We start from the raw sequence: 14,453 nt of genomic DNA, 5'->3' as shown, positions 1-14,453 counted from the left end.
TTGGATAGATATCATTTCAGAGCGCACCAGGGAATAGATCGAAAAAAGCCTGCAGAGCTGTTTGAAATGTGCGCCTAAAACAACTAACAAACCTAAATTAGTGGTCTAACATAATCGAGGTATCATAGTCTAACATACTGTTTAGTCAAGTCTTGAATGTTTGGTCACTGCAAAGATGGTACGATCCCCTTTCTTCCCAAATCCCAAACACGTTCTAAGAAAATGCACCTTAGAAGATAATTAAAGCGTTATAGCCAACCTACACTGTAATCATGATTTATTTAGGAATAACTCTGAACCAGTTCTGAAGGCAAAAGAATTGCTGGATATATTATTTTAATAATGGTATTTTGCCATGTTGCCAGGCATTACAAACAGCCGACTGCTTCATTATTATTCATCCCAATTGGTGGGGAGTATTGCCTGCAATATTAAAAAATTGGATAGACAAGGTTATGCGTTTGAAGGTCAGATATGAAATTAAAGACATTCACAAAGGGAATCCAGTTACATTTTGAAGCTGTTAATCAGGAGGTGTTTCAAGAATCAGCAATGTCCGTGAGGTGGCTCCGAAAAGTGGCACACATTTTTGCACATGATGATGCAAGATGAAAGAATTATGTGGGTAAACTAAAAACCTAGTTCCTTAGCGTATGTTTCCGAAAAACCTCGTAAGGCATTTTACCTTAAAATACTTTAACGAAGGAAGGGAAAACAAGGCAAGTGACATCCATAATAAGTTTGAACACCTGAACGGCATTCTAAATTGCACATACCATTAAAAGTGGGAAAGACCCAACTTCTTTGAAATACCCCAGCACTGCTTCTTTGTTTCCAATAACAGAGCCGTCAACATTAATACTACTTGATTCTACATTATCATAATATATATTTGACAGTACCTTATTATTGCCTAAATTCACCTATGATAAAGTACAGTAAAATTAGTGGTTGTGTTACAGCAATAGAGCAGATTTATGGCCTGCTCTATTTTTACGTAAAAATAGATAGCAAAGCTGACCCATGAACATTTACTTTCAATAAATACAAAGTTTATTCTAAAAATATTGTAGAAATATTTTTATGTTAGATTAAAATTTATTATTTTTCACTTGTGAAAAGAAAGTTGATTAAGGTTAGGTTATGTTTGTTGACAGGGTGGATTGAAATTCCACCCTATTTTTATTCTTAGATCTTATTTTTACTCAATGTTATAAACTCTTATATACAATTTCTGTTTAGGTTAATCGTGAAAAGTAGCAGGTATATTTCTGCTACTATTTCATTTAATCCTTAGGCCAATGAATGGTCTGGACAAAATAAGGTAGTTTAATTTAGCGGCACATTGGACTTGTCAGAAAATGGAATATTCCTCAAATTGTTCAGAACTTTTGTAGCCCGGCCAGCAATGCCTTCTTATCCGGTTATCATACTTTTCAATGTAGTCAAAGATCATTCATTGGCATCATCAATCCTCAAATTGGCCCCATCTTCTAATCGTTTCGCTTTTAATTGGCCATCGGTTTCCCAGTTACAATGTGTATTCTTGGATCCCTTTATTGGCAGGCCTTGCCGGGCTAGAATTAATCTTACCATCAATTAAAGTTTTTTGTTAAAGTGCTATTAAATCAAAATAGATACTTAAAAACTGTTTTCCGGCATATTCTGCAAGCTCGTGGCTCTTGAAGACAAAACGGGAATGAATAGCTGTATAGCAGGTAGTCCAGCCACAATTGTAATACATAAATCCAAGACGCGATTCACCCCAAATAAAATGTGGATAATACTTGTGCTGGGTATTATCATGCCAATCAGGCTCCCATCCATCATTTAAACATTTGGCAATAACTGTAAGTTGGTGATGGGCTAATGAGGATTCCTGATCTTTTTCTGGTAAGAATAAGAAGTCTAAAACAGATAATGGCTTAATACTTGTTAAAACACAAGCGTCTTCATAAGTCTTTATCCTTTCAGTAAGTTTCTCATCTAAGACTTCCTGTCCAAATAAGGCTTCAAGCAAAAGTTTTCCATTTTGGTCTGCCGATTTAAATGCCCTGATGGCATTATCCCTGCTAATTTTTAGTTCTTTCATTGTTAATTCGTATAAAAAGGTTTGAAAAAGATAAAAATGTCATTGTAGCATCTACATGATTGATACTTACGTTTATATCTCATCAAACTATTTCTATTTCACCTTGCAGAACTAATTTATTTTCTTAGCATTGTATGGTGGTTTAGAATCAATTATACTGATCCTGCTACCTTTTGTTGGAGGTAGAAACAGGCCGATTTGATAATCCAACTAAGATTTAATTTAGTAAGAAAACGGCTGCCGGCCGACCATAAATGTTTGATGAACTTTTTAAAAAGATGACGGTGTAACTAACCAGAGGCCTGATATTGGGTGAGTTTAGTTGAGGGTTGATCCAGTACGCATCAGTAAATGGCATATAGGTTTAAGAATGCCTGATTTCCTGAAAAAAGCTTGAAGGACGAACAGAGGAATAACAACGGGTCCGGGGACTACGCGGGGTTCAAAAACCTGATCCGGCAGCTTAAAAGCCGCGCAAGTTCTAAAAAATAGGTGTACGCATGTAATACCTGGCATTCCTGAAATATAAAGGTTGCTATTTCAACCTGGTCTGCTTACCAGTAAGAATAAACTTGTAATATAGCCAGGTGTAATACTCCCCAAAATTGAGACCATCGGTTAAATTTGTTAACTTGACATAAAACCGATGAACAAAATGAAACAGAGCCGGAGAAAATTTACAGCAAAGTTTAAGGCGATGGTAGCCGTTGAAGCCTTAAAAGAGCGGCAATCGCTAAGCGAATTGGCTACTCGATTTGAGATCCATCCAACCCAGGTATCAGCATGGAAGCGGGAATTTCTGGAACAGGCTGAGAAGGCTTTCGCAGATGAAAGTGCTAAGGAAGAAGAGTCTGTGGATGTTGACAATCTTTTTAAGCAGATTGGTCAGCTACAGGTGGAGAACGACTTTCTAAAAAAAAGCTTGAAAAAAGCCGGTCTATGAAAGAGCGCATAGCATTGATCGACAGCAGCCATCCATTGAGTATTCGTCGGCAGTCAGAGATCCTCAGCATCAACCGCAGCCAGCTGTATTACAGACCTGCTGGTGAAAAGGAAGAAAACTTGGTGCTGATGGAGACTATGGATAAACTGTTCCTCTCTGATCCAACCCTGGGTGTGCTGGGTATGCAGGACGAGCTGGCTGAAAAAGGGTTGGATTACAACGTCAAACGTATCCGTCGGCTGATGAGGAAGATGGCTATTGAGCCGATTTATCCAAAACGTAACCTTAGCCGTCTGGGAAAAGCAAAATACATTCACCCATATTTGCTCAGAGGCCTTCAAATTAACCGTCCCAATCAGGTTTGGGCTATGGATATCAGCTACATACCAATGAAGCATGGTTTTATGTATCTGACGGCCATCATAGATTTGTATAGTCGATATATTGTTGGATGGCAGTTGTCCAACAGCCTCGAAAAGCAAACGCAAACGGAGCTTTTACATGCAACGATATGCAAATATGGAAAACCAGAAATAATTAATACAGATCAAGGTAGCCAATATACCTGTGAGCACTGGGTAAGCACATTGAATGATCTTAAAATCCGGATTAGTATGGATGGCAAGGGAAGAGCAACAGATAATGCGTTTATCGAACGCTGGTTCAGAACCATCAAGCAGAAATACATTTATTTAAATCCAGAGAAAAACGGCCTTGACCTATATCAAGGAATTGATCGATTTGTCAAACGTTATAATTCCAGAAAACATCAAGGTATCGGACGTAAAAAACCAGTAAATCTTTACCTGAATGCAGCTTGAATTTAATTATCAATTATCAACTGATGGTCCGAAAAGTAGGGAGTACTTCAAGGATATAGAGCCTGTGATCCTAATATTAGATGGAAACTATAACTTAATTTATTAAACCTGCAACGGCAGATAAATACAAAATGTTGCACCTTTGCCTGGCTTGCTGTTTGCAGTGATGCCGCCTCCATGGTTTTCTACCACACGCTTGCAAATGGCAAGTCCTATTCCTGTACCTGGAAATTCGCTCCTGGTATGCAGCCGCTGAAACATCTGAAAGATCCGGTCTAGATGGTAGGTATCAAAGCCTACCCCGTTATCGCTGATGCTGATCTGAATGAATTGATTTGCATTACTGCCAGGCTGAAGCTCAGAGGGCAATTCACCACGACTACGTTGAAAACATTCAATACGGACATGTGGCCTTACTGAGGAAAGGGTAAATTTAATAGCATTTGAAACAAGGTTCTGAAACAACTGGCCCAACTGGGATTTATCTCCTTGTACAGTGCCCAGCGTATTTACCTCTATCAATGCTTGCCGTTCTGCAATTTCAAGGTCAAGTTTGTTGATCACATCAGTTAGAATTTCATCCAGGGATACCAGATCAAAGTGCTGTTGTTTGGCCGAGAGGTAAGAAAATGCCAGTAGATCATGAATCAGGTTAGACATCCGGGCTCCGGATTTAATCATGCGGTCAAGCAACTGCTTTCCTTCAATGCCAAGCTGTTTACTAAACCGCTGCTCGAGCATGGTGCCGAGTGACTGGATTTTCCGTAAAGGTTCCTGCAGATCATGACTGGAAATATAGGCAAACTGCTGAAGGTCCTGGTTGGAACGCATCAGGTCCTGGTTTGCAATTTGTAGATCACGTGTCCGCTGCTTTACTCTTTGTTCGAGTTCAATGGACAGGTTTTTGTAACGGGATTCACTTTCCTGTAGCTGGTTATGTGCCATGACCAGGTTTGTCACATCCTGGATAATTCCTGACAGCGAAACAGCAACTCCGGATTCCAGCTGCGTCTGACCTACCGAATGCAGGTGGCGCCAACTATTGGCTGATGAATCCCAGACACGGAATGTCAGGTCATGATAGCCGTTATTCTCACCCAGAATAGACTGTTCTATATTCTGCATTACCTCAGCCCGGTCATCTTCATGAATGCGGGAAAAGATTGCAGGTAATGCTTCCCCTTGTTGCTGCAGGTTAAACCAATCCATAACCAGCCGGGAATAGGTAGCTGTATGCTTCAGTAAGTTGATCTTAAAGCTGCCTAACTGCCCAATGTTCATGGCCAGCTCCAGGTCCTGGCTCTTCTCGGCCAACTCCTGCCGGGTCAATACCTGCTGGGTAATATTGGAAGACATGGCCAGGATACTGTAAACCTGCCCGGAAGCATTCAGAAGTGGCTTATAGGTCAAATCAAAATAGTGCGTCTGTGTCATGCCATTTATGTTTAAGAGCACTTTGGCTTGGGCATTACTGTATACGTTCCCAGAGGTAAAAACATCTTCCAGGACTTGAAGGTAGGACTGATCTTTCAGTTCGGGCAATACCTGGATCAAAGGCTTACCTATTATAAAGATGTCTTTTCCCCAGTGTGCCAGCTGTATGGGATTGGCCACTTCTACAATAAATTCAGGTCCCACCAGCAGGCTTGTAGCAATGGGGGCCTGCTGAATCAGGCTCCTAAAACGATCTTCACTGACTTTTAGCTCAGTAATATCCCTGGCAATCGACAGCACACTCACGAGCTGCCCATCAGCATCAAACTCGGGCACCATACGGGAATGATATTGTATCAGACCGACAGGGGCCGGAAAGGCATTGTAGTGTTCTGCTGGCTGTCTGCTATCCAGTACTTGCTGTAAACGGTCCATGTAAGGCACTGCAACTTCGGTAGGCTGGCCCATTTCCAGGTTAGTCTTGCCTAGTAGCCCTGTGTTCTCAGTTCCTGTTTTTGCACTGAACGCCTGATTGGCAAATACTAGCCTTCGCTGTTTGTCCCAGCGCGTGATGACATCAGGTGTGTTCTCCAAAAGCTCATGCAGCTGCAGGTTCTTCTGCTGAATCTGCTGCTGGGTGTGCACTTGCAAGGTAACATCAGTCGCAACCACCAGAATGGCCGTCACAGCATTGTTATTTTGATGCCTTTGCGGCTGAAAGGTCAGGTTTAAATAAACGGTTTGCAGCTCATTGCTACGGACCAGTTTAACTGCAACTTCGTTTGCAACAAAGGGCACACCGGAATCAACTACCTGCCGCAGTAACCTATCAAAACCTTGTCCCTGCAGTTCAGGGATTGCCTCCAGCAATGGCCTGCCCAGAAGCTGCCCCGATGTCCTTCCCACCAAATCGTTGTAAAACGGATTGGACATCTTAAAGTGGAAGCCATCCGGACTGAGCATGGCAATTTCCACTGGTGACTGCTCAAACAATGCCAACACCTGCTGTTGTTCTTTCTCTTTTTGCTGACGCTCTTCAACCTGGCTGGTAACATCATACGCAGTATTCAAAATGGCATACACCTGGCCACTGGTATCCAGAAGCGGTTTAAAGGATAAATCAAAATAGTATCTACCCGCTTTTCCACCAATGCTGACCTGTGCAGGCGAGGCATGCATCTGATATGCTTCTGCTGTTTTAAAAACTTCATCCAGTATTTCAAAGTAGCCTTGGCCTTGCAGTTCAGGCATAGCTTCCCGGAAGGTTTTACCTATCACAGATTGATCCTTGTCCCAGTAGCTTAACATGGTAAGGTTAGCTACTTCAATGCGCAGCTGGGACCCTACATACAGACTGGTCGCAACAGGTGCCTGCTGGATCAGTAAACGAAACCGGCTTTCACTTTCTTCCAGCTTGCGTCTGTTTAAAACCTGCTCTGTCACTTCCTGCGCCACACCAGCAAACCGGTAAATGCTTCCGTCTTAAAATAGCTACGGCCTAAGAAGCGGACCCAGCGCAGCTTTCCATCTTCCGCACCCATCGTCCGGTAAGTCTGGTCATAAATCCCATCCGATGATGGGTTCATTGCCCATAATACTGCCTGATTAATCCGTTCCAGATCATCGGAATGGACGTATTCTATAGCCTGATCATAAGAAAGTTGATTTTTCTTGGACAATCCAAAGAACTGACGGCATTGATCATCCCAGTTTATTATTTGCGTAACAGGGTCAAGTTCCCATACTCCAAGTGCTGCAGCCCTCAGGGCGAAGTCAAGGTCTAGGCGTTGTAAAAGGTTGGGAGCCGGATTGACTGGCTGCTGGCTATTCATTACGGATAAATGGATTAATCTGCACTGCTGAGATTACACTGGTAAATCCCTATGACTCCTTATTTTTAAAAAAGTATTCCAATAACCAGCTACCTACTAAAAATCTTACCTAACAAAATGTAGTATGTAATAATCCTGTCAGCTTTATGAGCATTATTATAAATTTGAAGAAACGAAATAAGAGTAAACATCAGGCATATTTCCCACCAGCAGACAATACTTGTTTATATTGCTGGATTATGCATTTGTCAATTGCCTTGTTGTTTAAGCATATAATCCTAATGGCATGATATGCTTTACATAAAGATCATTAACCGTTATGCAAAAGGAATTTGAAGCCATGAAGGTTTCCAGGAATTATGACCAGATTTTGTTTACGGTTCAAGAAGGCATAAACAACAGGGTCATTTCTGATATGAAACTGCTTGAAGCACAGGACATGGTTGTATTATCATGGTCAACAAACCTAGAATCACGGATACATGGCCGGTGGACCAGAAAGGGCATGGACCTTCGCAATTACTTAAAGCAGCATGAATGGGATTAACAAAGAACATCTTCCCTAATAGCTCTGGCAAGGATTGGAAAGTAAATGCTGAACGTAGCTCACCTGATTGGTGACATACTGGTTTGAAGAAGCTGCCTGGATTAGAACCTATTAAAAAAGCACACCCCAAACTTTTAACATAAATTAATTTATACCCATAAAGGTAATGGTACTTCTTGGTATAAGGCTAAAACAATTGACAACCGTTTTGAAAGAAGCTAATAGATTTATTGAGTTAAGATTATAGTCTGTCTTAAGGTTCCTAGCTGGTTTTAGCTACCTGATACATTATTTGGATGAAGACAAATTTTCCAGTACCTGATAATTACCTCCAGGTTTGCTTTGATTTGTTGAAAGCTGACGGACTTTTTATAAAAACCCTGTATGGTTCCGCTGTAAGCTTTTTCAATCAGGAAAGGGTCGTTGGAAGTACTCAGAAAAACAAACGGTATCGACTTTTGTTTAAGATAGGGATTGTCTTCAATCTGGTCTCTTAACTCCAAGCCGTTCATGACGGGCATATTCACATCACAAAGGATTACCAATGGGTGGTCTTTGGTTGTGAGCAGATACTCATAGGCCTGCAGGCCATTGTCAAACAGGTTGACAGGGTTATCGATCCGGAGCTCGGAAAGGACTTGCTGGATTAAAAACTGATCATCTTCATCATCTTCAATCACGATTATAGGACTAACCTTAGACATTACTCGTGGATTAATAAGCTGTAAAAATAATGGATTTATTAGAATATTCCTGAATTTCTCCTAGGAGTTAATACATGCGTTTTTTACTGAGAAGGTACTGTTTATAATCAAAGGGCAGCAGATTGAACTGCTGGCAATTGTTATCAGTAATATAAAAGTTACACAGGCCATTAAACGGCTGCTCAACTGCGGGTATGTATTTTAACATTCCAGTTTCGCATTTTGAATATGCTCACATTCAGGGTACTATTATTCACACACATAAAATCAATCATGGTAAACCCTCAAAATTCTTTGTTGTTGCAATCGGTTTTCCAAGTGACGGCACTCAGTACCTTTACCATTTTTTTTGTATTTAACCCCGTGTTGCATTCATAACAATCCAGCACTTGGAAAGAAATAATGTAAGCATCCGTATGGCCAGTTGCTGGCCAATCATATCCGGATACCCGTTAACTGGGTGAAAGTACATGGTTTGGCTAAGCCTAACCACATCTATATGCTGCCGGTAAACAAGCTAATAACGATCCAGAACAGATACCTAAGACTATTTGACAGGGATCCTGACGAACTGAGCAACTGGCAGTAGACCTCGTTCCATTCCAAAGTGGATCACCATAAAATGATGAGGATTGGTATTCATCCTTTCCGGGGCCAGTTCAAATGGTTCGATCAAAGTCCAGGATCCGGTACTACCTTGTTTAAAGGGATACCCATTGTGTGGTCGTAAAGTACCACCCGTAAAGGTACTATCCCCCGAATGCTGGCTGATGCTTTGATGGCTTTTCTGGCAATCCAAAATATACGTAACTGGGATGATCTAACTTTACTGATGCAGCGTTTTCTGGTGGACATCCCATTCTTTGCCAATTCTGGACTGGCTTAATTGGCAGCATTAACCGGTAAGCTCCATTACTTTTAAACCTGACATTTTCATGCTCTTGTCAAACCATTCCGGGTAATGACATCTCATTGGTATGGTATTATTTATTATGCCCGGGTAAGCTTTACGGTGCAGGTGATCAACAAATAATAGTTGCCCCAAATAGTAACGTGTATAACGATAACCCACTCATTTACAAATGTCACTTTCAGGACCCATACTCTCGGTTGAATACGATGAGAACGATTATCTTCTGCTGGCGCAACTATCCAAAGAATTAGGCATCAAGAACAAGATTCTTTTTTTTCAGGACGGCATCGAGCTGATAGAATATCTGGGTGCAACCACGGATCAGCCCTTTCTTATTCTTTGCAATACGGCACTGCCCATGATAAGCGGCATTGGAGTCCGGGACTACATCGAAAGCTCCCCGCCTTTAAAGGAAAGAGCCATCCCGTTTATATTCTTTGATACCTCAGGCCGCGTTGAAGTAGTGAAAGAAGCATATAAATCCTGTATCCAGGGTTATTTCTTAAAGCCTGAGATCTATGAAGTTTTAAAGGACAGGCTTGCTACGATTTACAAATACTGGAAATCCTGCCTGCATCCTAATAACATGTAATCTGATATTGGACAGGGTAGTTTCAGGCCAATCTGCTTGTTTTGCATAACCATTTCAGGGGCCTGACCAGGTTCTTTTCAAACTACTTGCTGTTATTTGCTGTATAAAATCGCATCAACGATTATGGAAGAGGAATTTGAAGCAATGAAGATATTCAGGCATCAAGACCAGATTATATTCACCATTGAAGAAGGTATTAACCACAGGATCATTGCTGATATGAAGCTTCTTGAAACCCAGAGTATGGTTTATCTGTTGTGGTCTACGAACCTGGAATCTTTAATTTACGGACGTTTGACCAAAAAAGGAATTGAACTGCGTAATTATTTAAAGGACCATGAATGGGATTGATATATAAATTCATTGGTGCAATAAAAGGTTTTTCCAGAGGCCTCCTAGATGTATTGATAACCAGGGAGTTAACCAATATTAATTAAAGAACTAGTAGTGTATTTGTAGTAAGGTTTAAAGATCCCTGGCTGTTGCCGGGGACTTTTACTTTTTATTACACTGGGGTAAACTAAAGAAAGGGAGGAAAACCGTCACGACTTTCGCATAGGATTTTTAATTGTCATAAGTCCGGAATATTAAATTCTAAGGCGCTAGGTTCAGATCCAAAATCGAGCCTAAATCAAATGCTTTATAATCCTTACCATCGGAGAAGTCGTATTCTCCCACCAGGTTAATATGTGCCCAGCTGTGGGTAGAAGTAGCAAGAATTTTTTTCAACAGGATTTGCCTGTCATGCTCGGACCCAGCTGCTACCAGTTTTTCAGATAACAACAATAGATTATAAGTGTTCACCGTATTTGCTATCAGCCTTTTACAACCTTCTGCCGTCAATTGCTCTTTACGTGTAGCCCAGATCAATTCCTGGTTATTGCCCACGGTGATAGCTTTTGAAAAGTTATTACTGCTCTCAATTTTCGAAAGTGATCCAGACACGGATTTCCGGATTAACTCATCATCCATATATTGATAGATGTATGCTGTTTTGTAAAGCCTTCCCAAATCTTTGAGGGCTTTATAAAGCGGATGTTGTTTCGAATATGAATTAAGACGCCTGAACAATGTGGACGCCTTGGAATAACCCAACTTTATGGTACAGACAAGCCTTAAAATTTCATCCCAATGATTTTCCAGATGGGGCAAATTGATTTTAAGACTTGGAACAATCTTATAATTCAGCTCACGATAGGTACGCGCTTCATCAATTGAATAAAGCTGCTGATGGTGAAATCTTGCAAACCTGGGGCGGAATTCAATGCCAAGCAGGCCAGTTACGGCAAATACTGGTTCACTAAAACCGTGGGTGTCTGTTGAATGGGCATTGGGAATGATCACTTCATTGTGGGTCAAACCATCCAGGACATAATGTGATTCCGGTTCTGCTGCGCTGAATACGGTGGAATAAAATAACTGCCCGGCTTCGTCCAGAAAGGAATACATGGTAACACCCCTGCCATTTCCAAAGTACTTAAAAGAAGGAGAAGCCACTAGCGAAGCAACGGATACATCGAACTTTTGACCGTCACTGGAAGTATGAACAAAGTCTGCATCCTTTCTAAAATGTTCGGTAAGAGGTAAAGAGTTGCTAAATGCAAGTACTTTGTCATTTGCCTGTATTACAGTCTCTGGCGAAAAATATTGGAGTGCCGTTGTTTCTAATGAAGTGGTCTTGATCCCCTTGGACATGAAAGAGAATTTGCGGATTCCAATATTGCACCCAAACCCAAGAATTGCTGCAAAAAACAACTTCTCTTCCGGACGTTTAGGGGTGTGGTCAATACCGCTATGGATAAACGAGGAAATAAAGTCGCTTGTATTTTGTACAGTTGAAAGAACTTCTGCTAACGGAATTACATATTCCTGGGGATAAAGCGATTCCAGATCCGTGACTTCTTCCAAACGTTTATCTTTCATCAAGTGCCAGTCACCGGTAGGATCAAAGTATACCTGTTTGTTATTTCCTTTTTCTATACGCTCGTTTGTTAATTTTATCTGTGAATTTAGCTTTTCATTTATCCTTAATAGGGTCTTCCGGGAATCTGCAAAAGCTGTTAAGCCAGCTTGTTCTATGAGTTTTTGCTTTTCTTTGTTCCAAACCAAAGGCGGTATTTGATACTCATCAAAACTACGGTAATCATAAGATGAATCGATTGGAAGTACTCCGGATTTGATACTATCCCTGATTTCCAGAAACAGGAATACTTTATATAAACCTGTCCGTAATTTACCTTCCGTAGTTAATACCCGCTGCTGTTGTTCCATTCCTAAAAAATCAGTTGGTACAGCTGCGCGTGAAATAATAGAACCGTTCTTTTCCTGGTAGTACCGGACCGCTGTAAGGATATCTTTTCCTGACGAAGTCAAACTAGGGATCAATGCTTTTACGATATCACTGACTTTTCCATTTAATTTCGATGCATTTTTTTCAAGCATCTGATAGAAATCTTCCCGGTCATTTATTTTTTGGTTGGCTTCTTTTAATGCTTTAAGTCGCTGCTGGTCTTCCTGTAACAATTTTTGAGATAACCGTTTGTTTTTAAATAGCTGCTCGATCAATGTTACCTTAGCTAGCGGTTCTATGGTAGTGTCAGCAATAATTTTTTCAATGGCACCCAAAACATCAATATGGGTACTGCTCCGGTGGGCAACACTGCTAACCAGTTGCGCGGTCTGCATCCTGTTTTCATAAAGTTGCTGCTTAACCAAGTTTTCGCAACCATTGACATAATTGGTGACCGCACTATTCAAAGTCAGGATAAGTGCATCTCCTAACATATAATACTGATGGATAATGAAGGAAATCAGAAGAAGATAACGATTTGTGCTACGTGTAGCTATCTGCGTTACCTGGTTATTGATAACGTATTCCGCATAAAATTGAACAGTGGTATCAGATAATCTTAAGCGCTTTACAATCGGTAACAACTGCAAATACATATTCTTTAAGCTTTCAAAATTGGTTACTCGCTCACGGATCTGTTTTGTTTCCATGGATTGAGAGATCCGTTTGAAAAATGTAATCTCATAGCGTTTTACTTTCAAATGCTTCCTACTGTCCTGTTGATAAGAAGTGTGTTCAACAAGAAGCTGCTCTAAAAGCAGAACATCGGCAGTTGTCAGGTACTTATTTAAAATAGACTCTAAATTTTGCTCGAAACGAGCAAGAGATTTGTCCAAAATCGTTTTCAGGCTTTGGTATGTTGGAATTTCGATATGATGTGATTGGAGAAAGTCTACCATCCCTTCGAAAATCAGGTACGGCCTGGTCTGTACATGTGCCAATCTCTGTGTTTCTTCGGTCAACGCTTCAACCGAAGATTTTTCAAAAGCTGCGAAGCCAAAATATCCAAGAATGTCCTCCCGGTGCCTAAGTGAAGTCCGTCCTTCGTAGTCGGTCATTTGTACAGCATTGACATCAACAGAAATTCTTGCCGCTACAAAGTCTACGTCACTTTGGTGAAAACGGTTCGATCCAAAAAACCTGCTGACCACCCGGAAGTATCCAACCTGCAAAAGAAAGCCAACTTTATTGGATGGAGTCTGCAAAGTCTTGACATATTCTGCTGCCCACTCAGGAGCCTCTAAGAAAATCATTTTCTGGTCGACACTCAAAACAGGTGGATTGTCAAATCGTTGCCGGGCTTCGGAAGTCAGGTATTCTTTTCTTGGCATGAGACGATTTGTGTGTATAAAAAAACGTTGCTCAGAATGTACAAGCTTGCCAAGCTTTTTAAGGCTAAAAGAATAAACAAAATTCAAACATATTTTATCAAATTAGTAAAATAAACTTGTACACCAATCTAAGTACATTAAATTTGATCCACTACATGGATTAAAGTATACAAAAAGTGAAAATTGGATATGCGCGGGTATCAACCCAGGACCAGAATTTAGAAATGCAACTTGATGCCTTAGGAAAAGCAGGTTGCGAAAAAGTATTTCAGGAAAAAGCTTCCGGAATAAAATCGGATAGGCCGCAGCTTGCTGCCATGCAGCAGATCCTTCGCGAAGGGGACGTGATTTTCATTTACAAGCTGGACCGGTTAGGGCGTTCCTTGAAACACCTTTTGGAAATGACAGCCGATTTAGCGAAACGTGGAATCGGCCTGGTTTCTATTAATGATTCTATTGACACTACTACTGCCCAAGGCAGACTCATCTTTAACATTTTTGCTTCTTTGGCAGAGTTTGAAAGAGACCTGATCAGGGAGCGAACTAAATCCGGTCTTGAAGCAGCCCGCGCACGTGGCCGAAAAGGCGGACGTAGCCGTGGCCTTTCGAAAGAAGCTGAAAAGAAGGCAATGTTAGCCCAAACGTTATACAATGAACGCAAGTTGGGTGTGAATGAAATTGCCGCGGATCTTGAAATTTCTAAAATGACACTTTATAAGTACCTACGCCACCGTGGCGTTCTAATTAATGAAAAACAAGGAAAGTAAAAAAGATCTATTTTAGTTGGTCCGAGGTAAGCATAGGAGATACCTCTGTCTGAGGTGGGCAAAGGGCTTTGGCAATTATTTAGGTCTGTTAGCACCAACTTCTTTCTCTCTACGGATTGTTTGATTT

At 40.9% G+C, this 14,453-nt stretch carries 12 protein-coding genes; 7 read left to right on the top strand and 5 right to left on the bottom strand.

Translation table 11 applies throughout. The features are described 5' to 3' along the window. The first annotated feature begins 350 nt into the window (after positions 1-350). Entirely contained in the window at positions 351-518 is a 168-nt protein-coding gene (locus FEM55_RS25355) for an NAD(P)H-dependent oxidoreductase (RefSeq protein WP_212748278.1), read from the top strand. A gap of 1,094 nt (positions 519-1,612) precedes the next feature. On the opposite strand, the gene FEM55_RS00350 is transcribed toward FEM55_RS25355, so the two are convergent. Further along, the gene (locus tag FEM55_RS00350) at positions 1,613-2,092 is read right to left on the bottom strand and encodes a hypothetical protein (protein WP_138279346.1); all 480 of its coding nucleotides are present in this window, start codon (positions 2,090-2,092) and stop codon (positions 1,613-1,615) included. Positions 2,093-2,738: 646 nt separating this feature from the next. Between FEM55_RS00350 and FEM55_RS00345 the strand changes: the two genes are divergently transcribed. Further along, complete coding sequence (locus tag FEM55_RS00345) at positions 2,739-3,035, top strand: transposase (protein ID WP_138279345.1); 297 nt, start codon at positions 2,739-2,741, stop codon at positions 3,033-3,035. Next, positions 3,032-3,856, top strand: a complete 825-nt coding sequence (locus tag FEM55_RS00340; RefSeq protein WP_138279344.1) for an IS3 family transposase — start codon at positions 3,032-3,034, stop codon at positions 3,854-3,856. Before FEM55_RS00345 ends, FEM55_RS00340 begins: the two co-directional genes overlap by 4 nt. Positions 3,857-3,958: 102 nt before the next feature. Here the strand turns inward: FEM55_RS00340 and FEM55_RS00335 are convergent, their stop codons facing one another. Continuing rightward, positions 3,959-6,745, bottom strand: a complete 2,787-nt coding sequence (locus tag FEM55_RS00335) for a PAS domain-containing sensor histidine kinase (RefSeq protein WP_138279343.1) — start codon at positions 6,743-6,745, stop codon at positions 3,959-3,961. Next, positions 6,730-7,122, bottom strand: a complete 393-nt coding sequence (locus FEM55_RS00330; protein ID WP_138279342.1) for a PAS domain-containing protein — start codon at positions 7,120-7,122, stop codon at positions 6,730-6,732. The genes FEM55_RS00335 and FEM55_RS00330 overlap by 16 nt, the downstream gene beginning before the upstream one ends. Positions 7,123-7,441: 319 nt before the next feature. Here FEM55_RS00330 and FEM55_RS00325 point away from each other — a divergent pair, with 319 nt between their 5' ends. Continuing rightward, positions 7,442-7,669, top strand: coding sequence for a hypothetical protein (locus tag FEM55_RS00325; RefSeq protein ID WP_138279341.1), 228 nt, complete (start codon positions 7,442-7,444; stop codon positions 7,667-7,669). A gap of 272 nt (positions 7,670-7,941) precedes the next feature. Here the strand turns inward: FEM55_RS00325 and FEM55_RS00320 are convergent, their stop codons facing one another. Further along, positions 7,942-8,373, bottom strand: coding sequence for a response regulator (locus tag FEM55_RS00320; RefSeq protein ID WP_138279340.1), 432 nt, complete (start codon positions 8,371-8,373; stop codon positions 7,942-7,944). A gap of 1,082 nt (positions 8,374-9,455) precedes the next feature. On the opposite strand from FEM55_RS00320, the gene FEM55_RS00315 reads away from it, so the two are divergent. Beyond that, entirely contained in the window at positions 9,456-9,878 is a 423-nt protein-coding gene (locus FEM55_RS00315; protein ID WP_138279339.1) for a response regulator, read from the top strand. Positions 9,879-10,001: 123 nt separating this feature from the next. Further along, entirely contained in the window at positions 10,002-10,229 is a 228-nt protein-coding gene (locus FEM55_RS00310; protein ID WP_138279338.1) for a hypothetical protein, read from the top strand. A 243-nt stretch (positions 10,230-10,472) separates the two neighbouring features. Here the strand turns inward: FEM55_RS00310 and FEM55_RS00305 are convergent, their stop codons facing one another. Next, entirely contained in the window at positions 10,473-13,559 is a 3,087-nt protein-coding gene (locus tag FEM55_RS00305) for a Tn3 family transposase (protein ID WP_138279337.1), read from the bottom strand. Between the two features lie 176 nt (positions 13,560-13,735). On the opposite strand from FEM55_RS00305, the gene FEM55_RS00300 reads away from it, so the two are divergent. Beyond that, a complete protein-coding gene (locus FEM55_RS00300; protein WP_138279336.1) occupies positions 13,736-14,326 on the top strand; it encodes a recombinase family protein in 591 nt (196 codons plus the stop codon). Positions 14,327-14,453 lie beyond the last annotated feature (127 nt).

It is taken from the genome of Dyadobacter sediminis (genome assembly GCF_005860765.1).
Classification (GTDB): Bacteria; Bacteroidota; Bacteroidia; order Cytophagales; family Spirosomataceae; genus Dyadobacter; species Dyadobacter sediminis.
The sequence above is the reverse complement of the archived record's forward strand: the minus strand, read 5'-3'. Positions and strand labels throughout refer to the sequence as shown.